Origin of the sequence: Agaricicola taiwanensis, from assembly GCF_014635245.1 — a bacterium.
GTDB classification, from domain to species: Bacteria; Pseudomonadota; Alphaproteobacteria; order Rhizobiales; family Methylopilaceae; genus Agaricicola; species Agaricicola taiwanensis.
This window is the reverse complement of the sequence record NZ_BMCP01000005.1, coordinates 37,362-58,529: the sequence shown is the minus strand read 5'-3', so window position 1 is coordinate 58,529 and position 21,168 is coordinate 37,362. Positions and strand designations below refer to the sequence as shown.

21 protein-coding genes are annotated in these 21,168 nt (G+C 64.9%); 11 read left to right on the top strand and 10 right to left on the bottom strand.

From position 1 onward, the window contains the following. Positions 1 to 205 precede the first annotated feature (205 nt). Positions 206 to 790, top strand: coding sequence for a CarD family transcriptional regulator (locus IEV58_RS15615; protein WP_188410750.1), 585 nt, complete (start codon positions 206 to 208; stop codon positions 788 to 790). 192 nt (positions 791 to 982) lie between these two features. After that, entirely contained in the window at positions 983 to 1,858 is an 876-nt protein-coding gene (locus IEV58_RS15610; RefSeq protein WP_229729517.1) for an RNA polymerase factor sigma-32, read from the top strand. Between the two features lie 75 nt (positions 1,859 to 1,933). On the opposite strand, the gene IEV58_RS15605 is transcribed toward IEV58_RS15610, so the two are convergent. Further along, positions 1,934 to 2,956 (bottom strand): LysR family transcriptional regulator, encoded by a 1,023-nt coding sequence (locus IEV58_RS15605; RefSeq protein ID WP_188410748.1) that lies wholly within the window; start codon positions 2,954 to 2,956, stop codon positions 1,934 to 1,936. 224 nt (positions 2,957 to 3,180) lie between these two features. Here IEV58_RS15605 and IEV58_RS15600 point away from each other — a divergent pair, with 224 nt between their 5' ends. Together IEV58_RS15600 and tcuA are read left to right on the top strand one after the other, a co-directional pair. Continuing rightward, positions 3,181 to 4,281 carry an ornithine cyclodeaminase family protein gene (locus IEV58_RS15600; protein ID WP_188410747.1) on the top strand — a complete coding sequence of 367 codons (1,101 nt, stop codon included), beginning with the start codon at positions 3,181 to 3,183 and terminating at the stop codon, positions 4,279 to 4,281. Between the two features lie 37 nt (positions 4,282 to 4,318). Further along, positions 4,319 to 5,842 (top strand): FAD-dependent tricarballylate dehydrogenase TcuA, encoded by a 1,524-nt coding sequence (gene tcuA / locus IEV58_RS15595; RefSeq protein ID WP_188410746.1) that lies wholly within the window; start codon positions 4,319 to 4,321, stop codon positions 5,840 to 5,842. A gap of 63 nt (positions 5,843 to 5,905) precedes the next feature. Here tcuA and IEV58_RS15590 read toward each other — a convergent pair whose 3' ends face one another. The 3 genes from IEV58_RS15590 to IEV58_RS15580 all read right to left on the bottom strand — a co-directional run bounded on the left by IEV58_RS15590 (position 5,906) and on the right by IEV58_RS15580 (position 9,303). After that, positions 5,906 to 6,967, bottom strand: coding sequence for an ABC transporter substrate-binding protein (locus IEV58_RS15590; RefSeq protein WP_188410745.1), 1,062 nt, complete (start codon positions 6,965 to 6,967; stop codon positions 5,906 to 5,908). Positions 6,968 to 7,269: 302 nt separating this feature from the next. After that, entirely contained in the window at positions 7,270 to 7,584 is a 315-nt protein-coding gene (locus tag IEV58_RS15585; RefSeq protein WP_188410744.1) for a GIY-YIG nuclease family protein, read from the bottom strand. A gap of 186 nt (positions 7,585 to 7,770) precedes the next feature. Further along, positions 7,771 to 9,303, bottom strand: coding sequence for a M48 family metalloprotease (locus IEV58_RS15580; protein WP_188410743.1), 1,533 nt, complete (start codon positions 9,301 to 9,303; stop codon positions 7,771 to 7,773). A gap of 336 nt (positions 9,304 to 9,639) precedes the next feature. On the opposite strand from IEV58_RS15580, the gene IEV58_RS15575 reads away from it, so the two are divergent. The 4 genes from IEV58_RS15575 to IEV58_RS15560 all read left to right on the top strand — a co-directional run bounded on the left by IEV58_RS15575 (position 9,640) and on the right by IEV58_RS15560 (position 13,058). After that, entirely contained in the window at positions 9,640 to 11,058 is a 1,419-nt protein-coding gene (locus tag IEV58_RS15575) for a cytochrome ubiquinol oxidase subunit I (RefSeq protein ID WP_188410742.1), read from the top strand. Next, the gene (gene cydB, locus IEV58_RS15570) at positions 11,048 to 12,052 is read left to right on the top strand and encodes a cytochrome d ubiquinol oxidase subunit II (RefSeq protein WP_188410741.1); all 1,005 of its coding nucleotides are present in this window, start codon (positions 11,048 to 11,050) and stop codon (positions 12,050 to 12,052) included. The genes IEV58_RS15575 and cydB overlap by 11 nt, the downstream gene beginning before the upstream one ends. Continuing rightward, positions 12,052 to 12,162, top strand: coding sequence for a DUF2474 domain-containing protein (locus IEV58_RS15565; protein WP_188410740.1), 111 nt, complete (start codon positions 12,052 to 12,054; stop codon positions 12,160 to 12,162). The genes cydB and IEV58_RS15565 overlap by 1 nt, the downstream gene beginning before the upstream one ends. A 104-nt stretch (positions 12,163 to 12,266) precedes the next feature. Continuing rightward, a complete protein-coding gene (locus IEV58_RS15560) occupies positions 12,267 to 13,058 on the top strand; it encodes a hypothetical protein (protein WP_188410739.1) in 792 nt (263 codons plus the stop codon). Between the two features lie 5 nt (positions 13,059 to 13,063). On the opposite strand, the gene IEV58_RS15555 is transcribed toward IEV58_RS15560, so the two are convergent. Continuing rightward, positions 13,064 to 13,753, bottom strand: coding sequence for a thermonuclease family protein (locus IEV58_RS15555; protein ID WP_229729516.1), 690 nt, complete (start codon positions 13,751 to 13,753; stop codon positions 13,064 to 13,066). A gap of 250 nt (positions 13,754 to 14,003) precedes the next feature. Here IEV58_RS15555 and IEV58_RS15550 point away from each other — a divergent pair, with 250 nt between their 5' ends. Continuing rightward, entirely contained in the window at positions 14,004 to 14,495 is a 492-nt protein-coding gene (locus IEV58_RS15550; protein ID WP_188410737.1) for a GNAT family N-acetyltransferase, read from the top strand. A gap of 276 nt (positions 14,496 to 14,771) precedes the next feature. On the opposite strand, the gene IEV58_RS15545 is transcribed toward IEV58_RS15550, so the two are convergent. The 4 genes from IEV58_RS15545 to IEV58_RS15530 form a co-directional block, all read right to left on the bottom strand. After that, complete coding sequence (locus tag IEV58_RS15545) at positions 14,772 to 15,752, bottom strand: esterase-like activity of phytase family protein (RefSeq protein ID WP_188410736.1); 981 nt, start codon at positions 15,750 to 15,752, stop codon at positions 14,772 to 14,774. Next, entirely contained in the window at positions 15,752 to 17,641 is a 1,890-nt protein-coding gene (gene cobT / locus IEV58_RS15540; RefSeq protein ID WP_188410735.1) for a cobaltochelatase subunit CobT, read from the bottom strand. Before cobT ends, IEV58_RS15545 begins: the two co-directional genes overlap by 1 nt. A gap of 4 nt (positions 17,642 to 17,645) precedes the next feature. Next, entirely contained in the window at positions 17,646 to 18,629 is a 984-nt protein-coding gene (cobS, locus tag IEV58_RS15535) for a cobaltochelatase subunit CobS (RefSeq protein WP_188410734.1), read from the bottom strand. Positions 18,630 to 18,783: 154 nt separating this feature from the next. Next, positions 18,784 to 19,452 carry a J domain-containing protein gene (locus IEV58_RS15530; protein WP_188410733.1) on the bottom strand — a complete coding sequence of 223 codons (669 nt, stop codon included), beginning with the start codon at positions 19,450 to 19,452 and terminating at the stop codon, positions 18,784 to 18,786. Positions 19,453 to 19,555: 103 nt separating this feature from the next. On the opposite strand from IEV58_RS15530, the gene IEV58_RS15525 reads away from it, so the two are divergent. Beyond that, entirely contained in the window at positions 19,556 to 19,816 is a 261-nt protein-coding gene (locus tag IEV58_RS15525; protein WP_188410732.1) for a BolA family protein, read from the top strand. Positions 19,817 to 19,934: 118 nt separating this feature from the next. On the opposite strand, the gene IEV58_RS15520 is transcribed toward IEV58_RS15525, so the two are convergent. Continuing rightward, a complete protein-coding gene (locus IEV58_RS15520; RefSeq protein ID WP_188410731.1) occupies positions 19,935 to 20,339 on the bottom strand; it encodes a MerR family transcriptional regulator in 405 nt (134 codons plus the stop codon). 180 nt (positions 20,340 to 20,519) lie between these two features. Here IEV58_RS15520 and IEV58_RS15515 point away from each other — a divergent pair, with 180 nt between their 5' ends. After that, complete coding sequence (locus IEV58_RS15515; protein WP_229729526.1) at positions 20,520 to 21,116, top strand: cation efflux transmembrane domain-containing protein; 597 nt, start codon at positions 20,520 to 20,522, stop codon at positions 21,114 to 21,116. Positions 21,117 to 21,168: the final 52 nt, after the last annotated feature.

The window sequence follows — 21,168 nt, the reverse complement described above, 5'->3', positions numbered from 1 at the left end:
CCAAGAGATCGAGATACTCAACGACGCATCAGCCCCATCATCCCATTTCCTCGTGACGACGCTGTGAAATCGCGTCCTTTTCGGGAATGGAGCGCGTCCCAGCCACGATCCGAAAGATGAACCCGGAGTTGACAGGCCCGGGTTTTTGTCTGTCCCGGCATCCCCCGCCGGCCAACAAATGCCTGATCAGGGAGTGCGAAAGCGCATGAGCACCGCCAAGAAGACTGCCCGTATCGAGTTCAAGGTCGACGAATTCGTTGTGTACCCCTCGCATGGCGTCGGCCAGATCACCAGCATCGAAGAACAGGAAGTGGCGGGCTACAAGCTCGAGCTTTATGTCATCACCTTCATCAAGGACAAGATGACCCTCCGCGTTCCCACAACAAAGGTGGCCAGCGTCGGCATGCGCAAGCTCTCGGGCGCCGATGTCGTCAAGAAGGCAATGGAGACCCTCAAGGGCCGCGCCCGCGTCAAGCGCACCATGTGGAGCCGCCGCGCGCAGGAATATGAGGCCAAGATCAATTCCGGCGACCTGATCGCCATCGCCGAAGTGGTGCGCGATCTGCACCGCACCGAGGCGCAGCCCGAGCAGTCCTATTCCGAGCGGCAGCTCTATGAGGCCGCCATGGACCGCATGGCCCGCGAGCTCGGCGCCGTCGAGGACCTGACCGAGACCGAGGCCGTTCAGCGCATCGAAGCGGCGCTGGCCAAGGCCCCCCGTCGCACGCGCGCCGGCGAGGAAGCCGCGGATGAGGCCGAGGCCGGCGAAGAGCAGGTCGAGGCGGCCTGATCCTCTCCAAGTCGCTGACATCTTTGTGACTTTAAGAAAAACCCGGTCATATGGCCGGGTTTTTTCTTGCGGCAAGTCCTGATCACGCAGCTGTGATGATGCGATGCGGTCGTCACAGGGGACGATTCCCGCCCTCACGCGTTCCCACCCTTCAGACAGGCCCGTATGCGGGCAAGGCCAAGGGAGGCGGATTTGGCGCAGCACAGCAAGTCTACCGGGACCGGCATCATGCGGGCGGCATCCCAGGCGCCCTTTCTGACGCGCGAGGAGGAACACGAACTCGCGGTGCGCTGGAAGGAGCAGCGGGACGAGAGCGCCATGCACAGGCTGGCTTCTTCCCATATGCGCCTCGTGATCGCGATTGCCACCCGCTTCCGGCACTATGGCCTGCAGATGCCCGACCTCGTGCAGGAGGGCCACGTGGGCCTGCTGGAGGCCGCCGCGCGTTTCGACCCCGCCCGTGAAGTCCGCTTCTCCACCTATGCCACCTGGTGGATCCGCGCCGCCATCCAGGACCACATCCTGCGCAACTGGTCGATCGTGCGCGGCGGCACCTCTTCGGGCCAGAAGGCGCTGTTCTTCAACCTGCGCCGCCTGCGCGCCCGGATGATGCGCGTGCCCGGCAGCCACACCAGTGCCCAGATGCATGAGGAGATCGCCATGGCCATCGGCGTGCCCCAGCGCGACGTGGCTTTGATGGACGCGCGCCTGTCCGGGCCCGACCTGTCGCTCAATGCGCCCGTCAGTGACGATGACCCCAACAGCTCCTCCGAGCGCGGCGACTTCCTCGTGGACGAGGCGCCCCTGCCGGAAGAGGCTGTCGGCATGTCCATCGACAGCGAGCGCCGCAGCACCTGGCTGCACGCGGCGCTCAACGTGCTCAACGAGCGTGAGCTCAAGATCCTGCGCGAACGCCGTCTGAAGGACGAGGCCGTGACACTGGAAGCCCTCGGCAGCCGCATGGGCATCTCCAAGGAGCGTGTCCGCCAGATCGAGAACCGGGCCCTTGAAAAGGTGCGCCGGGCCTTGGTGGAGCGTCACCCCGAGGCATACCTCAGCTTCAGCTGACCCCTGAATGGCCCGGGACCCGGACAAACGGGCCGGACGCTGCGGGCGCCAAAGCGGAGCCCTGAGACCGAGACGTTAAGACGCGTCCTCGATCCGGGTGAGCTTGGCAAGATGCGGCAGCAGTGCAAGGAGCTCGGGCAGTGTGCGCTCACGCAGCACCCGAAGTATTGGCAGACGTATTCTCTCCGCGATCGCAGCGGCTTCCCCATCGTGGCTGACCAGGGAAATGGTCCGGAACAACTGTGGCCCGGGAAGAGGCTCACATCGCAGCTCATTGACCTTGTCACGGGCCTTGAGAATGGACAGCGGGGTGGCGATAGCCCAACCGAGGCCCGCCGCGACCATGCCAATGACAGCATCCACACCGTCAAACTGATAGGTGTGCGGTGGTATGACCCCGTTGTCCTTCAGATAGTCGTCGATCTGTCGTGTGATGCTGCGGCCTTGTCCGTAACGGATGAAATCCATCCGGCTCGACAGAGTCGCGAGGTCGGTGAATGAAACCTTCTGGCTCCGCGGCAGGACGAGGAAGTATGGCTCCGACAGCACCAGCCGGGACGTCAGGTGCGGCGGGCATGGGGTCTCGTCCGATGTGATCACCATGTCGGCCCGATGCTCGATCAACGCATTGATTTTGGTTTCCCGCGATCCCGATGCGATGGACCAACTGGCCGCGATGGGGCGGATTTCCTCCATCAGGAAAGGGCCGACCGTGGTTGCGAAAGTGTCCAGGATACCGATCCGGAGTACGGAGAGCTGGGTCTGGCTTGAAAAGCGCAGGGCATGCTCGAGCTGCTTCGTCAAATCCAGGATCGGCGTCGCGTGCTTCAGGATGAGCCGACCTGTCAGCGTGAATGCGGACGGGCGAAGAGAACGATCGAACACCGATTTGCCGAGCATGTCCTCGAAAGCCAGCACGGCCTGCGAGATGGCGGATTGCGTCATGCCAAGTCGCTTGGCGGCGCCGCTCAGGCTGCCGGTTTCATCTATCGCGACGAGAATGGTCAGAAGACGGAGCGTCACGAAGGACGGCAGAACATAGCTTTCCTCTCCTGCCGCAGGGCTTTCGGAAGCGGAACGCGGAACCGATTGCCGCATGATGACGATGCCCTCTGTGATGTGTGCGACCGGCGACAGTTCTATCCGGATGGAAAGCCGAGGACCATGACATTCGGGCACGCCGTCAGCCCCAAGGAAATGGATTGACACTAGTGAAGTAAGATTCATAATCTTTATAAGAAAATCAGGCGGCGTAAAGCTTCTGTCGATCTCCAGAGTTGGCGACGGCGCGGCGGGCACGCGACCGGGTGCGTGAGGCGTTCATGCTGTTCATCAACAACGACGTTGTAAGGCAGGTCCTGGACATGCCGGCCTGCATAACGGCTCAGGAAGAGGCCTTCGCCCGGCTGATCACGGGCGAGTCCGTGTTCCGGCCGCGCATCGACATGTATGTGCCTTGCGACCGACCCGACGGCTATTATCGCTGGGGTGATGTGGTGGGCACCAGCCATGGCGTGCTGGCGGTTCGGCTGAAGTCGGACATTGTGGTCTGGCCCGAGGCGGAGGACGGCACCCGATCGGAAAAGAAGTTCTGCATGGAGCCGGGCACCTATTGCGGCCTCGTGTTCCTGTTCAGCACCGGCTCGGGCGAGCCGCTCGCCCTCATGAACGACGGCTATCTGCAGCAGATGCGCGTGGGAGGCGCTGCGGGCATCGGCGCCCGGCTGCTGTCGCGCCCGGATTCACACACCGTCGGCGTGATCGGTTCCGGCGGCATGGCGCGCACCTTCCTGCGCGCCATCTGCGCGGTGCGCGACATCACAGCCGCCAGGGTGTTCAGCCCCAACGCGCATCATCGCGAAAGCTATGCCGCCGAAATGTCCGACCTTCTTGGCATCGAGGTCGTCGCGGTGGACACCGCGCGCGAGGCCGTGCGCGGTGTCGATATCATCGCGACCGCGACCGACAGCCTGACGCCGGTGATCCAGACGGACTGGCTGGAGCCGGGGCAGCATGTCTCAACCCTCGGCTTGCGGGAGATCGCGCCGGAGACGGTGATGCGGTTCGACGTGGTCGTGCAGCAGGGTCGCGAAGGTCTCGATCTCCCGGAAAGCCGCATCTATCAGCGGGATGTGCCGGGAAGCATGGGCGCCTATGTCGCCGGCACCGAAGAGGAGCAGAAGCGCATCCCGCGCGGCGCCGCCCATCAGAAGGTCGAGCGCGAGATCCCGGTCTATACCGATGTCATCTCCGGAAAGGCCGGGGGGCGCCAGAACCGGGACCAGATCACGCAGTACCACACGTTCGGAAATTGGGGTGTGCAGTTCCCCGCCGTCGGCGCCCATGTTTTCCGCCGCGCCAAGGAACTCGGGCTCGGGCACGATCTCCCCACGGAGTGGTTCCTCCAGGACATCCGGAATTGATCGTGATCCAGCCACAACAGAACAACGGGAGGATACAATGACCAAGGATGAATATGACGTCGTCGTCGTGGGCGCCGGGAACGCGGCGCTTTGCGCTGCGCTATCGGCACATGAGAATGGTGCCAGGGTGCTGGTGCTGGAGAAGGCGCCCTATGACGAGCGGGGCGGCAATTCCCTGTTCACGGCCGGCGGGTTCCGCTTCGCCCACGACGGGGTCGAGGATCTGCGCAAGACGGTGCTGGTCGACCTGTCGGAGGAGGAAGCCAACCAGATCGAGATCCCTCCGCTCAGCAAGGCCAAATATATGGACGAGCTGATGAAGGTGACCGAGAACCTCAGCGATGAGACCCTGGCTGAGATCCTGATCGGCAGCTCGAAGGAGACCATGGGCTGGCTGCGGCAGCAGGGCGTCCGCTTCATCCCGATGTTCAACCGCCAGTCCTTCGTCGTGAACGGCAAACATGTGTTCTACGGCGGCGTCAGCATCGAGGCCGTGGGCGGCGGCTATGGCCTGGTCCAGTTCCTCATGACCCGGGCCGAGAACCTCGGCATCGAGATCCGTTATTCAACGGCCGCGCGCGCCCTCCTGCAGCATCAGTCCGGGGCGATTTCCGGGCTCAGGGTGTTCGGGCCCAACGGCTATGAGGAGATCGGCGCCAAGGCGGTGGTGCTCGGCTCCGGCGGCTTTGAGGCAAACCCGGAGATGCGCACCCGCTATTTCGGCCCCGGCTGGGAACACTGCCGCGTGCGTGGCACAAAGCACAACACCGGCGACGGCATCCGCATGGCGCTCGACATCGGAGCACAGCCCTTCGGCGGCTGGTCGACCTGCCATGCCGTGCAATGGGACATCAGCGCGCCGCCGTTCGGCGACCGGGTGGTGCTCGACAACTTCCAGAAGCACTCCTATCCGATCGGCATCGTGGTCAACATGAAGGGCGAGCGCTTCCTCGACGAGGGCGCCGACTACCGCAACCACACCTATGCCAAGTACGGTCGCGAGGTCATGAAGCAGCCGGGCCGCGCCGCCGTGCAGATCTTCGACGCCAAGACCATCTCCATGGTGCGGGACGAATATCGCATCCGTCAGGTCACCAAGGTGGAATCCGACACCATCGAGGGCCTGGCCGAACAGCTGGAGATCAATCCGGAGGCTCTGCAGAAGACCATCGCGGAGTTCAACGCCGCCTGCCAGCCGGGCACCTACAATCCCTCCATCCTCGACGGCGTCGGAACCAAAGGCATCACACCGCCCAAATCCAATTGGGCGCTGCCGATCGACAAGCCGCCCTACACCGGCTTCGTCGTGACCTGCGGCATCACCTTCACCTTCGGCGGCTTGCGCATCAATGACACGGGAGCCGTGCAGGACACCACAGAGAACACCATTCCCGGCCTTTACGCCGCCGGCGAACTGGTCGGTGGTATCTTCTACGAGAATTATCTCGGCGGCGCCGGTCTCATGTCCGGTTCCGTGTTCGGCCGCCTGGCCGGACGCAGCGCGGCGACCTATGCCGTGGGCGCGGGTGCTTCCTCGCCGGCGCTTGCCCAGGCCAACTGACGTAGTTTTTCCGTTGCCGCGACGCTGAACGCCTGCCGCTCGTGATGAGCGGCAGGCGTTTTGTTACATGACGCCGAAGACCTTGCGCCAATGGTCAACGATCTCGCCCTGCCGCTCCGGCGTCACCAGTTTCGCGCCGTCGACGACGTTGGAAAGATCCGGCGTCGCCGGCAGGTGAGAGAGGGCCGGCGCGCCCTTGCGGGTGACCGACAGGCCGCCATATTCCAGAAGCTGTTTCTGACCGTCCTCGGTCATGAGCCAGTTGAGCAGCACCTTGCCCGCGTTCGGATGAGGCGCCTTCTTGGCGACGAAACCGAGGTTGATGGACATGGTCGTACCTGATTTGGGATAGACGAAGCCGATCGGCGCGCCATCGGCGAGCAGCGGGTTGAGCGGGATGTCGCTGATCTCGGCAACCGCGACATCGCCGCGGATGACGGCCTGGATGATGCCGCCGGAACCTTCGAAGAAGCGGACGCCGTTCTCCTTCATCTTTGCCGCGGTATCGCCAAGCTTCAGCTGATCCTCCCAGAAGGCGACGGCCTGCTGGATGGCGACGGATCGCCAAGGCGGGTTCATGCCGATCCTGCCCTTCCATTTGGGGTCGAAGAGATCCGCCCACTCCTTGGGCGCCTCGGCATCGGGCACCAGGGTCTTGTTCCAGATGATGGCTTCACGGACGTTCTGGAGCGCGAACATCATGTTGCCGTTGTTGACTTCGGCTGGGAAGTTGACGAGCTCCGGCGGCGTCCATTCCAGCGCCCAGCCCTGCTTCATGCCCTCATAGACGCGGTCGTCAGGAAAGGTGATGACCACATCCGCAAGATGGCGATTTGCCAGGAATTCGGTCGAGAAACGCTCGATCAGGGGGTTGCTGCCGAGCCGGATCTGCTCGGTCCGGATGCCTGGATTGGCTTCCCGGAACTTCTGCAGCAGGGGTTCGATCCCGTTGGGCTGCAGAGTGCTGTAGAGCACCACCACCCCTTCGGCTTTGGCTGCTTCGACGACCTTCGCCCAATCCTCCTGCGCCGCGGCCGATTCCAGGGTAAATGCTGATCCGGCCACGATCCCCAGCATGCCAAACGCGGCCGAAAACAGCCGCTGGACAGGTGTCATCCGTTTCATGATTTCCTCCCTGCTGCCGGGTGGGCGCCCAAGCCCTTTTTTAGGTAGCAGCTTGCGTCAGGCAGCATTGACGCCCCTAAAGCTTACCTTATTATCAGCATAAGACTAGCTTTAAAATGGTGGGATCGGGGGCTTCTGGTAGCTGTCGCTTTTCGCGACTGTCGGGGATCTCAGCGGCACGCCTATCCGCCTCTCAACGTCTTCCTGAACGACCGACGGGTGGCGGGTATGGCTTCTTCTGAAGAAACTGCAAGTGATGCCTCATCCTGAGTTTGGCCGCAGGCCAAGTCTCGAAGGATGGGCTACGAACTCCTGTCCGTCGATAGCACCCGCCTTCGGGACAGGCCGGGCAAATCCTCATAAGCACCGGCAATCAGCGCTTCCTTCTTCACACGCGACCAGCCTTTCACGCGCCGTTCAAAGGCAATGGCGTCGGTGATCATGGCGAAATGTCCGGCAAACACCAAGGTGACCGGGCGACGGTTGACGGTGTAGCTGCCTTCATAGAGACCGCGATTGTGTTCGCTGACCCGTTCCTCGACCGGCCGCTGGGTGATGCCAGTGTAATAGCTGCCATCGGCGCAGCGCAGGATGTAGACGTGAGCTCCGTCAGACATGTGACGATCCCTGCGGGTGTGGCTTCATGCTTCGAGACGATTGCTGCGCAATCCCTCAGCATGAGGGGAGTGGATGTGGTCGCTTCTGAAGAAGCTACAACTGATGCCTCATCCTGAGGTTGGCCGCAGGCCAAGTCTCGAAGGATGGGCCGCGAACTCCACTGAGACCGACCGAGCCGATGCGGCCTATTCCACCACCGTCTTCATCTTCTGCCCAGCCGTGAGCTGCGCTCCCGGCTCCATCCCGTTGAGCACCAGAAGGCGCTCCACCGCCCGGTCGGAGAAGGGCATGCGCGCTGCGATGCTCTCAATGCTTTCGCCGGGCTTCACAGTGATCACGCTGAGGCGCTGAGGCCGGGTGGAGATGACCTCCTCGGAGGTGAGCCTGCGGAAGCTCTGGATCGCCTCGCGGAAGCGCGCATCGGTCTCCGGCGTCAGTTCGCGCGCGGCGAAGACGAGACGATAGATATCATCATCAAGCTGGATGGCGGCGACCCGGAAGGTCCAGTCGCGCCCGCGCGCCACGCCGAGTGCCGCCGGCATGCCGCCGATCTGGGCGGGCTCGATGTCGGAGACCTCGGTGCCTTCGACCACGCCCTTCTCCAGTGCCTCCTGCGGCGTGCCGAGCTTGGAGACCTTCTCCGCGTCGAGCCGCATGGCATAGCCGCCGGGGCCCACCCCCACGAGGGCCTCCGAGGTGTTCTCGAGCACGAAGCCCTCGGGTGCGGTCAGCGTGAAGCCAAGCACCGGATGAACGAAGCGGCGGCCGCGCACGAGACCCTGGCGCGGGTCGTCGCCATAGACGATGCCGTTGATGGCGGCGAGGAAGGCGTCCTTGTCGCGCGCCTCCGGGTTTGGCGGTGCGATGTGCCGCGCGCCCTGCACGGCAAGCTGCACGCGCTCGGGCGTGGAGGGATGGGTGGAGAGGAAGTCGGGAGTTTCCCCGTTGGCCCCCATGCGGGCACGCAGGTTCGCCGCGCGCGCCATGGAGCCCAGGAAGCGCCCGGCCGCATAGGGATCGTAGCCCGTCTTCGCCAGCGTCCGGATGCCGAGCTGGTCCGCTTCCAACTCCTGCACGCGCGAGAAACGGGCCAGCGCCAGCTTGCTCTTGGCCAGCGCCAGCGCCGAGGCCTCGGGATCGTTGAGGACGCCGGAGACAACGCGGCTGACAAGCTGGGCCTGCCGCTCGCGGTCGGCGCGCTCGAAGGCGTGCCGTGCGGCCACATGAGCCATTTCATGGGCGAGCACGGCGGCGACTTCGGAGGTGTCGTTGGCGAGCGCCACCACACCGCGCGTGATGTAGAGATCGCCGGAGGGCAGCGCGAAGGCGTTGATGCTCGGCGTATTGAGGACCGTGACGCGATAGCCGATGTCGGGCCGGGCCGACTGCGCCGCCAGCTTTTTCGCCACTCCCGCCAGAAGCTCGTCCAGCGCGGGGTCCTGATAGGCGCCGCCATAGGAGGCAAGGATGCGGGCATGCTCGCGCTGGGCGGGCGTCTGCGCACCGACGACGCGCGGCACGCTTGATGGCACCGATGACGCCGCCGTAGGCGGCTCGCTGGTGCCGATGACCGAGCAGGCGGAAACGGCGAGGCCGAGGCCAAGCGCGGTGCCCGCCGAGCGCAGCAGCGCCACCGGCCCGCGGGAATGCGTCGACCGTCGGGGCGCGGGCTCCCGGATCAGCCGGTCACCGCCAAATGTCTGAAGCACAAACGTCATTCGCCCCAAGTCATCACGGGCGCCCGCTGCCCGTCCCTAAGCCTTGAAACCCTGTGCGGCCCCTCAACCGAGGCCTCTCCGCACCATGTGACACGGTTTCATATAAGCGCGGGACCCCTCATACGAAATATGCAAACGTCATATTGCGCGCCGACAGTGCCGTCGCGTCTCCTATTGGACACAGGGGAGATGGCATGAGCATGGCGGTCTCCCCCTTTCCATCCGCCTCGGCGGTCGAGCCAAGGGTTGGACAATCGGTCCTGTTCGCGCAAGCCTCGCGACCTAGTTAAGTGGATCAGGAGTGGCCATCCGGCCGAAGCGAGGGGAAGCATCGCCATGTTTCTAGGATATTCCGCGGAAATCCTGGCACGCGTCCAGTTCGCCTTCACCGTTTCGTTCCACTTCATCTTTCCCGCCTTCTCCATCGGCACCGCGAGCTTCCTCGCCGTTCTCAACGGCCTCTGGCTCATCACGCGCGACCGGGCCTATCTCAAGCTCTTTGAATATTGGAAGGTCATCTTCGCCATCACCTTCGGCATGGGCGTCGTCTCCGGCATCGTCATGAGCTACCAGTTCGGAACCAACTGGGCGGTCTTCTCGGACAAGGCGGGCGCGGTGATCGGGCCGCTCATGGGCTATGAAGTGCTGACGGCCTTCTTCCTGGAGGCCGGCTTCCTCGGCATCGCGCTTTTCGGCCGCAAGCGGGTGGGCGACACCATGCATATGGTGGCCGTGGTCATGGTGGCGCTGGGCACGTTGATCTCGGCCACCTGGATCACGTCGGCCAACAGCTGGATGCACACGCCGGCGGGCTACACCATCGACGCCAACGGCAATTTCGCGCCGCAGGACTGGTGGGCCATCATCTTCAACCCCTCCTTCCCCTACCGGCTGACGCACACGGTGCTTGCCGCCTTCCTCACCACCGCCTTCGCCGTGGGCGGGGTCGGCGCCTGGCATCTGCTGCGCGACCGCGACAACCGCCAGTCGCGCATCATGTTCTCCATGGCCATGTGGATGGCCGCCCTCGTCACGCCCATCCAGATCCTGGTGGGAGACATGCACGGCCTCAACACGCTGGAGCACCAGCCGCAGAAGATCGCCGCCATGGAAGGCCATTTCGAGACCCACACCAATGGCGCCCCGCTGATCCTCTTCGGCATCCCCGATGATGAGGCGGAGACGACCCATTATGCGGTGGAGATCCCCAAGCTCGGTTCGCTGATCCTCACCCATGAACTCAACGGCACGGTGCGCGGACTGAAGGAGTGGCCGCGCGACGAACGCCCGCCCGCGCTCATCCCCTTCGTCACCTTCCGCATCATGGTGGGCATCGGCTTCCTCATGCTGGGGCTGGGGCTGTGGTCGCTCTGGGCGCGCTGGAAGGGCACGCTCTACTCAAGCCACACGCTGCACCGTGCCGCGGTCGTCATGGGCGGCTCGGGCTTCGTGGCCGTGCTGGCCGGCTGGTACACCACCGAGGTCGGCCGCCAGCCCTATACGGTCTACGGCCTGTTGCGCACCGCCGACAGCCTGTCGCCCATCTCGGCCGCCTCGGTCGGCGCCTCCCTGATCGGCTTCATCATCGTCTATTTCATCGTCTTCGGCATGGGGGTCTATTACCTCTTCAGGCTGATGCGGCGCACGCCCGAGCTGGACGAGGACCACGAACTGGACCGGGCCCCGACGCGCACCGCGGGCATCAACCCCGGCCCCGCCCAGGGCGACGCATTGGGAGCGCATCATGGCCATTGACCTTCCCATCATCTGGGCCGGCATCATCGCCTTCGCCGTGCTCGCCTATGTGGTGCTCGACGGCTTCGACCTCGGCATCGGCATCCTGTTTCCGCTGTTCCCGCACCGGCACGACCGCGATGTCATGACCAATTCCATCGCCCCTGTGTGGGACGGCAACGAGACCTGGCTGGTGCTGGGTGGCGGCGGCCTCATGGCGGTCTTTCCGCTGGCCTATGCCACCGTGCTGCCGGCGCTCTACATCCCCATCATCCTGATGCTGCTCGGTCTCATCTTCCGGGGGGTCGCCTTCGAGTTCCGCTGGCGCGCGGGGCCGAATTCACGCCTCTGGGATATCGGCTTCTGGCTCGGCTCCACCATCGCCGGGCTGATGCAGGGCATGGCGCTCGGCACCCTGGTGCAGGGCATCAATGTCCAGAACCGCGCCTTCGCGGGCGGCGCCTTCGACTGGCTGTCGCCCTTCTCCCTTCTGACAGGCCTCGCGCTTCTGGTGGGCTATGCCCTCCTTGGCGCCACCTGGCTCAATCTCAAGACCGTGGGAGAGCTGCAGGCGCGGGCGCACCGGCTCTCCTTCATCTTCTGCATCGGGCTCGTCGCCCTCATCGCCGTGGTCTCGCTGTGGACCCCCTTCATCGACCCCATTTATTTCGAACGCTGGTTCGGCTGGCCCACGGCCTTCTTCTCCGCGCTGGTGCCCACCCTGATCGCCGGCTGCACCCTCCTCTTGTGGCTCGGGCTCCAGCGTGAGCGGAACCTGTGGCCCTTCCTCGCCGCGCTCGGCCTCTTCGTCCTCAGTTTCGCGGGCCTGGGGATCAGCTTCTATCCCTACATCGTGCCGGGTGCCCTCACCATCGAGGAAGCCGCAGCGCCCGACAGTTCCCTCGCCTTCCTTCTGGTCGGCGCCGCCGTGCTGGTGCCCACCATCCTGGCCTATACCGGCTATTCCTACTGGGTCTTCCGCGGCAAGATCGACCCGGAGGAGAGCTACCACTGATGGCCGCGCCCCGCAGGCTGACGCAACTCGGCTGGTTCATCCTCCTGTGGTGCGCCGGGGTGGCCGCCGTGACGGCGGTGGGCTTCCTCATTCGGCTGGTGCTGATGTGACGGCAGGCGCGGTCTTCCGAGCGAGACACGGGAACAAATAGAACCATCTGCTTGCAGGGTGGACACATTCCTGCCACATTCTCCACGGGCAGGGAAAGACTCTCATGACATCAGTTAAAGCAGTGGTCGCGCTGGCATTCAGCCTGCTCGCAGGGGCCTGCGTCACAACGGAAACCGTATCATTCCAGGCAGGTCCGAAGCAGCAGGCCCTGACCCGCGATGGCAAGCAGGCGCTTGTCTCGGCCCAAGGAAAATCCATGGTGATGGTCAGCCCCTCCTCACGCGGCATCAATGCGGGGCAGCGACCGGTCTACGTGCTGGGCATCAACAACCTCAGCAAGAAGCCGATCGACTTCCGTGTCGATCAGGTCTCTGTGGTGCAGCTGGAAGACGGCAAGCCGAAGCGCGGCCTAAGGGTCGTCACTTACGAAAATCTGGTTCGTGAGGAAAAGAACCGGCAGATCGCGGCGGCGATCTTCACGGGGCTCGGCGCGGCCGCCAATGCCTATTCGGCCTCGCAGGCTGGCTATCAGCGCTCCTACGGCACCGTGCACGCCACGACCTACACACCTCGCGGCACCTACCACTCCACAGGTTATGTCAGCGCAACGACGTATAATCCGGCACTCGCATCCGCGGCCATGGCCAACGCCCAGGCTCAGAACAACGCCATGATCAGCGACACCATGGAAACCGGGCGACAGAATCTGGCGGCGCTGGAGGAAGGCGTAATTAAGGATCATACGCTCCTGCCCGGCGAATGGTACGGAGGCCAGCTTCATTTCGAGCCGCCGCTGGAAGTTGATGGTGGCGGCGCGAAGAGCTATGCCATCAACGTGACGATCGATGGCGAAACCCACGTCATCACGGCCCAACAAGCGCCCGCGAAGAGCTGACCGCCTCAGGGGCCTTCACCTAAGGCCGCATCCAAAGCCGCAGCGACCACCACCACCGGCTCGCTCCACCATTCCAGATTGCCGCGCAGGCGCATCACCCGCCCTGTGATCTCGGCGCCGCCGCTCAGCGCTTTATAGTCTTCATCGCGCAGGCTTGCCGTGAGGCGACCGGCGCCGGATACGTCGAGCTTGAGATAAACCCGGCTGCCGGAGGCGCGGGCCTCCATGACCTTTCCTTCCACGCGCAGAACCGAACCAAGATTTTCGCTCGCGAGATCGGCGCGGGTGAGCTTGGGCCAGGGCGCGGGCTCCAGGGCCTCCAGATGACGGGCACAGGCTTCATCGCCAAAACCCGGCGCGCGCAGGGCCGCTCCGCTGCGGATGAGCCGTTCGGCGAGAAGCGTCTCGCCCTGCCAGACGTGGAGGATGGAACGGCCCCAGCGGTCCGGCCTCATGCCTGACGGCGCGAGGCGGATCGTCCGCCCCTCCGTCAGTCCCCTCACCTCGTCAGCCATGCTGGAATGCCGGGAATTCTGCGCCACACCGGCGATCAGGATCTCGCGGCGATCGTCAAGGACAAGAGTGCCGTCGGGATCGACACGAAGGATGCGATGCTCGGGCCCCTCCGGCGGCGGGCAGGGATTGGCGAGGGCGGATGTGGCAAGGAGGATGAGGCACAGGGCCATGCGGATCATGCGCGGAAGCTTGATCCCAGCGGCGGGTTTGTTCAAGGGTTGCGGGGAAGATCGGTGAGCAGGAGGCAGGAATGGTCTACCGGGAGGAGTGTGCGGCTTATCCTTCGAGACGGCCCAAAGGGCCTCCTCAGGATGAGGTCGTTATGTGCTGCTCACTCCGAGGAGGAGCCACACCCACGGTCCTCATCCTGAGGAGCCCTCGCCAGAGGGCGTCTCGAAGGATAAGCCGCACCCACTCCGGGCTTCGCCCATGACCACCTGGCGCCCCCTGACGCCCCCTGACCTGCCCGCCGTGGAGGCCATGGCGGCCGAGGTGCACCCCGATTTCCCCGAGGATGCCGCCGTCTTCGCCGAGCGTCAGCGGCTTCATCCTGCCGGCACCTGGCTCCTGGAGATGGAGGGCTGCCCCGCCGGCTACCTCCTGTCGCATCCTTGGCGCTTCCGCTCGCTGCCGCCGCTGAACTCGCTGCTCGGCGCGATCCCTGAGGATGCCGACACCTATTACCTCCACGACATCGCGCTCCTGCCCGCCGCGCGCGGCAGCGGGGCGGCATCGCGGATCGTCGAGCGGATGATCGACCATGCCCGGCGGGAAGGTCTGGCCAGCATGAGCCTCGTCGCCGTCAACGGCTCGATCCCCTTCTGGGTCAGGCATGGCTTCGCCGTGGTGGACGCTCCGGAACTGGAGGAGAAGCTGAGGAGCTACGAGGATGCGGCCCGGCTGATGATGCGCGGGCTGTGAGGCCATCTCTAGAGGCATCAGCACTCCGATCCTAAAGGCGAAGTCTCGAAGATAGCAGGCCGCTGGGTCACTGGTCTTGGCTGCATGCTTCGAGACGATCGCTCCGCGATCCCTCAGCATGAGGGCGGTGGGTGTGATACTCCCTCAAAGGCAATGCCAAACCACAGCCCTCATCCTGAGGAGGCCCGCAGGGCCGTCTCGAAGGATAAGCCGCGCCCGCTGCCCCGCGTCAGCTCGCCCTCGGGGCGAGCATGACGGTTGGCCTGCCGCCTGCCCTCACTCCTTCAGCGTGAACTGCAGCAGCACCGTCTTCTGGAACACCGAGAGATTATCGTCGGAGATGATGGAGATGACCGTTTCGCCGGCTTCCTGATGCACCGACACGCCTTCCATATTGTCGATCTCCTGCGACAGCGAGGCCTCCATCAGTACCTCGCCGTCGAGCCGCGCGCCCGGCATGATGGTCTCGCCGGGGATGCGGCGCAGGCGCATGGAGAGGTTCAGCGGTGGCCGGTAGCGGCGCTCCAGCACCAGCCCGTCGCCATTAGGCAGCATGGCAAGGTCGGTGACGGCATAGCCGTCGCGATGGGCAAGGCTCAGCTCCTGCGCCCGCCCCGCGCCCAGGATCCAGGCAGGGTGATCGCCCTCATCGTCGAAGCCCTCCTCCGCGATGGTGAGGAGCGCGCCGGGAAAGGGATGGGTCGCCGGCAGCCGCGCGATGGCTTCAAGCCCCGCGTTGCCCTTCAGCTTCTTGATCTCCTTCGGAGTCGCGACGGTGACGGCCTGCACCGGGCGGCCTTCACGATCGAGGTCGAAGCGCAGCACCCGGTGGCGGCGCTCCAGCGACACCCAGGCGTGATTGAAGTTGATCTCCAGCCCCTCCGCGTCGCGGTCGCGCATGATGGGCAGTTCCCGGTTCCTGCCCGGGCCGGGAAAGGCGCGAAGGTCGGCGCCCGACAGGCCCTTCAGCCTGCCCGCCTCATAGTCCACATCGGCGGTGAGCCACCGGCCGCGGTCCGAGATGGCGGTGAGGCGCCGCCCGTCGGCGGAGAGACGCAGGCCGGAAAAGCCGCCGAAGTCAGGATCCTTGCTGGTGAGCTGCACCCCACTGCGGAAGGTGAGCTTGCCGAAATCCACCCGCGAGGGCTCGCTACGCGAAAAGACCGTGATGGGATAGGCCGTGACCTCGATGTCATGCGCCAGCGCACTCGCAGGCATGGCGAAGGCCGCGGCAACGAGAGCGAAAAGGCGCAGCATCAGTGGCGGACGCGTCCCGTTGCGGTGTCTTCGTCGAACAGTTCGGCCAGTTTGTCGGTCATGGCGCCGGCCAGTTCCTCGGCATCCACGATGGTGACGGCGCGGCGATAGTAGCGTGTGACGTCATGGCCGATGCCGATGGCGATGAGCTCCACCGGCGAGCGGGTCTCGATCTCCTCGATCACGGCCCTCAGGTGCCGCTCCAGATAGTTGCCGGCGTTGACCGACAGGGTGGAATCATCCACCGGCGCGCCATCGGAGATCATCATCAGGATGCGCCGGTTCTCCGGCCGTCCCAGCAGGCGCTGGTGCGCCCAGTTCAGCGCCTCGCCGTCGATGTTCTCCTTGAGGAGCCCCTCGCGCATCATCAGGCCGAGGTTCTTGCGCGCGCGCCGCCAGGGTGCGTCGGCGGCCTTGTAGATGATGTGCCTGAGGTCATTGAGGCGGCCGGGGGACGCGGGCTTGCCCGCCTGCAGCCAGGCCTCGCGCGACTGGCCGCCCTTCCAGGCGCGGGTGGTGAAGCCCAGGATCTCCACCTTGACGCCGCAGCGCTCCAGCGTGCGCGCCAGGATGTCGGCGCAGGTCGCGGCCACCGTGATGGGCCGGCCACGCATGGAGCCGGAATTGTCGATGATGAGCGTCACCACCGTGTCGCGGAAATCGGTGTCGCGCTCGCGCATGAAGGAGAGCGCGGAGAGAGGATCGGTCACCACGCGCGACAGCCGCGAGGGATCAAGCTGCCCCTCCTCCAGGTCGAACTCCCAGCCCCGGTTCTGCTGCGCCTGCAGGCGGCGCTGCAGCCGGTTGGCGAGGCGGCCGACCGCGCCCTGCAGGTTGGTGAGCTGCTTGTCCAGATAGCCGCGCAGCCGCGCCAGTTCCTCAGGATCGCACAGATCCTCGGCGCGGATGGTCTCGTCGAAGCGCGTCACGAAGGCCTTGTAGTCAACGAAGATCGGTTCGGGACCACGGCGCGGCCCCGGACGCATGGGTTCGGGGCTTTCCTCGCCCTCGCCGTCCTCGCCCTCGTCGTCTCCTTCGGCGGAGGGAGCCTCGACCGCTTCCATCTCGCCTTCGCGCGGGTCATGTGGCGCCGATTCGGCCTCGGCGGCCTCCGCCTCCTCGGCACTGGCCTCTGATGGGTTCTGCTGGTCACCCTCGCCGCTTTCGGCGTTGTCCTCCTGGCTTTCCTCGCCCTCGTCGTCGCCTTCCTCGCTCTCGCCGCCGAGCTCGCCGCCCATGTCGAGCGCCGTCAGCAGCTCGCGCACTGCGCGGCCATAGGCGCTCTGGTTTTCGATAAGATCGTCCAGCCGGTCGAGGTCAGGACCGGCGCGCTCCTCGATCCAGGGGCGCCAGAGGTCCACCAGCTTCTGCGCATCGGCGGGCGGCTTGAGGCCGGTCAGGCGCTCGCGCACCATCAGGCCGAGCGCTTCGTCAAGCGGCGCCTCGCTGCGCTCGGTGATCTCGGCGAAATTGGCCCGGTGGTACTTGTCATCAAGCATGGCGGCGATGTTGGAGGCAACGCCCGACATGCGGCGGCAGCCGATGGCCTCCACCCGCGCCTGCTCCACCGCCTCGAAGGCGGCGCGGGCGGCCGGGCCCTCCGGCTTCATACGGCTGTGAACCGAGGGGCTGTGGCAGGCCATGCGCAATGACATGCTGTCCGCGTGGCCGCGCACGATGGCCGCATCCCGCGCCGTCATCTTGCGCGGCGGTTCGGGCAGGCGCATGCGGCCGGCGCCGACGGCGGGACGATCGGAGGCGAAGGTCACCTCCACCTCCGCATTGGCGGTGACCGCGCGCACGACGCCGGTCAGCGCCCGCTTGAACGGCTCGGTCGGCGCTTCCCGCGCCGCGCCGGGCTTCAGGTTCGAGCCGCGCTCCGCCGCCATCACATCAGCTCAATGCGACATTGACCGCCGATTCCGGCAGCTCGGCACCGAAGCAGCGCTGGTAGAACTCGGCCACCAGGGCGCGCTCCAGCTCGTCGCATTTGTTCAGGAAGGTGACGCGAAAGGCGAAGCCCACATCGCCGAAGATCTCGGCGTTCTCCGCCCAGGTGATGACCGTACGCGGGCTCATCACCGTCGAGAGATCACCGTTGATGAAGGCGTTGCGGGTCAACTCCGCCAGCCGCACCATGCGGGCCACCGTGTCGCGGCCCTCCGCGTCGCGGTAATGCGGCGCCTTGGCGGCGACAATGTCCACTTCCTTGTCGTGCGGCAGATAGTTCAGCGTGGTGACGATGGACCAGCGGTCCATCTGGCCCTGATTGATCTGCTGGGTGCCGTGATAGAGGCCCGAGGTGTCGCCGAGGCCGACCGTGTTGGCGGTGGCGAAAAGGCGGAAGGCGGGATGGGGGCGGATGACGCGGCTCTGGTCGAGCAGCGTGAGGCGGCCGGAGACCTCCAGCACGCGCTGGATCACGAACATCACGTCCGGGCGCCCGGCGTCATATTCATCGAACACAAGGGCGATATTGTTCTGCAAGGCCCAGGGCAGCATGCCGTCGCGGAATTCCGTCACCTGCGCGCCCTCGCGCAGCACGATGGCGTCCTTGCCGATGAGGTCGATGCGGCTGACGTGGCTGTCGAGATTGATGCGCACGCAGGGCCAGTTGAGCCGCGCTGCCACCTGCTCGATGTGAGTGGACTTGCCCGTGCCGTGGTAGCCGGAAACCATGACGCGGCGGTTGTGCGCGAAACCGGCGAGGATGGCGAGCGTGGTGTCGTGGTCGAACAGATAGTCCGGATCAAGGTCCGGCACATGCGGATCGGCCGTGGAATAGGCGGGCACCTCGAAATCGCTGTCGATGCCGAACACCTGACGGACAGACACCTTCATGTCCGGCAGGCCGGCGGTCTCGATGGTGGGCGTCATAAAGCCTCCTGGAACAAGCACCTGGGGAAGGTGCTTTCGAGCGGTTTCGTTCCTGGAATGAACAAAAACACCCGCAAAGTCTACTGTTTGCGCATCTCAGGCGAGATGCCCGTTTGCCGCATCGTCTCGTGGGGACTGTCCCGTGGGATGATGCTCAGGCCGCCGGTGCGCCTTTCGGCTCGGCCAGGCCCGATTTCTTGAGATAATTATAGGCTTGGATCACGGCGCGCAATTTATCCTCCGACCCTCTGTCGCCGCCATTGGCGTCGGGGTGCAGCCGTTTCACCAGCTCCTTGTAGCGCGCCTTGATGGTTTCCGCGCTGGCCTGGTCGTCGAGGTTCATCACCTCCAGCGCCTTGCGCTCGGCGTTCTTGACCGGCCGGCGTGCCGGCTCAGGCGCCGCCTGCCGCTGCTGGGCGAAGAGATTGAAGGGGTCCTTGATGTCCCAATGTTCGGAACTGCGCGCACGCGGCCGCGCATCGGGATCCTTCGCCTTCGCGCCGTTGTGACCCATGGTCCAGGTCGGCCGGTGGCCGATGATGGATTCCTTCTGGTAGGCGGCCACGGCGGCATCGGTCATGCCGGAGAAGTAGTTGTAGGTCTTGTTGTATTCGCGCACATGGTCGAGGCAGAACCAGAAATACTGGCCCTCGCGGTCGCGGCCCTGGGGCGCGCGATGCTCCGCCGGCTCCTTGCAGCCCGGATGCTGACAGCCGCGTGTCGCCTCCTTCATCGCGGAAGCGGCACTGGCTTTGGCGGAGGCCGCGCTGGCTTTCGCGGAAGCCGCGCTGATCTTGTCGAACCAAGAGGATTTCTGCGTCATGTCGCAATTATGGGGGGCATTGGTGAAGCGAACAAGAACTTGACAGACGCCATTTTTCTTCCGACGCGATCGCTATCCTGTCCGCCTGATTTGGGAGCGCCTGATGACCCGCGCTGAACGTATTGCCGCCGCCCTGAGCACCGCCCTGTCGCCCACAAACCTTGAAGTGGTGGACGAAAGCCATCTGCACAAGGGCCATGCCGGCGCCCGGCCCGAGGGCGAGACACATTACCGCGTCAGGATCACCTCTCCCGCCTTCGCCGAAAAGAGCCGCCTCGCCGCGCACCGCATGGTGAACGAGGCGCTGGCGGGAGAACTGGCCGCAGGTTTGCACGCGCTGGCCATCGAGACGAAGGCGGAGTGAGGCGCTGGGGCCATATTCGTCATGCTAGGCCTTGTGCCGAGCATCCCCGCCTTCAGCGGCGGCTGCCTCAGAAATGGAATTCGCGGATGCTCGCCACAAGGGCGAGCATGACGAGAGGTCACGCTCCGGCAGGCACGCTCAGACTCTCCAGCACCTGGCATTCGGCCACGCAGCGGCCGTCGCAGGCGTCGATCATTTTCCTCAGTTCCCCGCGCAGGGCATTCAACTGGCGGATACGCTGTTCCACGGCGGCGAGATGCCGCGTGGCGATGGCGTCCGCACCGGCGCAGGGCTGAGAGGGCTCGGCGCTGAGCGCCAGGAGCTCACGGATGTCCTCCACCTCAAATCCGAGCGTCCTGGCATGGCGGATAAAGTCCAGCCGCTTCACAGCGTCAGGGCCATAGCGTCGCTGCTGGCCCTCCGTGCGCGGCGGCTCAGGGAGCAGGCCAATCTGCTCGTAGTAGCGGATGGTCGGCACTTTTACCGCCGTGCGCCGGGCGAGTTCACCGATCGAAAAATTCATCGCGGGGCTCTTGAACCTCTAGTGACTAGAGAAACTACATTGCCGTCATCAGGGAGTTTTTCAATGGCTGACGGCTGCTGCAAATATGAATCCGATGCCCATTCCTGTTCCGGGCAGCACCACCACCACAAAGAAACCGAGACCTCCTGCTGCTCGGGCGGCGTTCCGTCGTTCGATGGCATGGACCCGCGCTACAAGCGCGTCCTGTGGACCGTCATCGGCATCAACGGCGCCATGTTCCTCACCGAGATGGCAGCCGGCCAGCTGGCGGGCTCGCAGGCGCTAAAGGCCGATGCCCTGGACTTCCTGGCGGATACGATCACCTACGGCTTGAGCCTTGCCGTCATTGGCGCCTCGCTTCGCACGCGGGCGACAGCCGCGCTGTTCAAGGGCCTGTCGCTGTCCATCATGGCGTTCTGGGTCTTCGGCTCCACCGTCTACCAGACACTCGTGCTCGGCTTGCCGAGCGCGGAAGTCATGGGCGTGATCGGCTTTCTCGCGCTCGCCGCCAATCTCGGCTCGGTGCTTCTGCTGCGGCCCTACAAGGACGGCGATGCCAATGTGCGCTCGGTGTGGCTCTGCTCGCGCAACGACGCCATCGGCAATGTGGTGGTGATGGCCGCAGCCTTGGGCGTCTGGGGCACTTCCACCGCTTGGCCGGATCTGGCTGTCGCCGCGCTGATGGCCGGCATCTTCCTGTCGTCCTCGATCCAGATCCTGCGGCAGGCGTGGGCGGAATATCGGCAGGGCGAAAAACCCGTCGCTGCAATGGGATAGGAAAAACGCTTCAGGTCGGCCCGCCTGCCGGCAACGACGCCTTCAACAGCAG

Coding starts and splice junctions, on each gene's coding strand:
- IEV58_RS15565 (WP_188410740.1), top strand. CDS start 12,052: ATGGCCGCGCCCCGCAGGCTGACGCAACTCGGCTGGTTCATCCTCCTG.
- cobS (WP_188410734.1), bottom strand. CDS start 18,629: ATGACGCCCACCATCGAGACCGCCGGCCTGCCGGACATGAAGGTGTCT.
- IEV58_RS15600 (WP_188410747.1), top strand. CDS start 3,181: ATGCTGTTCATCAACAACGACGTTGTAAGGCAGGTCCTGGACATGCCG.
- tcuA (WP_188410746.1), top strand. CDS start 4,319: ATGACCAAGGATGAATATGACGTCGTCGTCGTGGGCGCCGGGAACGCG.
- IEV58_RS15555 (WP_229729516.1), bottom strand. CDS start 13,753: ATGATCCGCATGGCCCTGTGCCTCATCCTCCTTGCCACATCCGCCCTC.
- cydB (WP_188410741.1), top strand. CDS start 11,048: ATGGCCATTGACCTTCCCATCATCTGGGCCGGCATCATCGCCTTCGCC.
- IEV58_RS15560 (WP_188410739.1), top strand. CDS start 12,267: ATGACATCAGTTAAAGCAGTGGTCGCGCTGGCATTCAGCCTGCTCGCA.
- IEV58_RS15545 (WP_188410736.1), bottom strand. CDS start 15,752: ATGCTGCGCCTTTTCGCTCTCGTTGCCGCGGCCTTCGCCATGCCTGCG.
- IEV58_RS15580 (WP_188410743.1), bottom strand. CDS start 9,303: ATGACGTTTGTGCTTCAGACATTTGGCGGTGACCGGCTGATCCGGGAG.
- IEV58_RS15590 (WP_188410745.1), bottom strand. CDS start 6,967: ATGAAACGGATGACACCTGTCCAGCGGCTGTTTTCGGCCGCGTTTGGC.
- IEV58_RS15585 (WP_188410744.1), bottom strand. CDS start 7,584: ATGTCTGACGGAGCTCACGTCTACATCCTGCGCTGCGCCGATGGCAGC.
- IEV58_RS15550 (WP_188410737.1), top strand. CDS start 14,004: ATGACCACCTGGCGCCCCCTGACGCCCCCTGACCTGCCCGCCGTGGAG.
- IEV58_RS15575 (WP_188410742.1), top strand. CDS start 9,640: ATGTTTCTAGGATATTCCGCGGAAATCCTGGCACGCGTCCAGTTCGCC.
- cobT (WP_188410735.1), bottom strand. CDS start 17,641: ATGGCGGCGGAGCGCGGCTCGAACCTGAAGCCCGGCGCGGCGCGGGAA.
- IEV58_RS15520 (WP_188410731.1), bottom strand. CDS start 20,339: ATGAATTTTTCGATCGGTGAACTCGCCCGGCGCACGGCGGTAAAAGTG.
- IEV58_RS15615 (WP_188410750.1), top strand. CDS start 206: ATGAGCACCGCCAAGAAGACTGCCCGTATCGAGTTCAAGGTCGACGAA.
- IEV58_RS15605 (WP_188410748.1), bottom strand. CDS start 2,956: ATGCGGCAATCGGTTCCGCGTTCCGCTTCCGAAAGCCCTGCGGCAGGA.
- IEV58_RS15515 (WP_229729526.1), top strand. CDS start 20,520: ATGGACCCGCGCTACAAGCGCGTCCTGTGGACCGTCATCGGCATCAAC.
- IEV58_RS15525 (WP_188410732.1), top strand. CDS start 19,556: ATGACCCGCGCTGAACGTATTGCCGCCGCCCTGAGCACCGCCCTGTCG.
- IEV58_RS15530 (WP_188410733.1), bottom strand. CDS start 19,452: ATGACGCAGAAATCCTCTTGGTTCGACAAGATCAGCGCGGCTTCCGCG.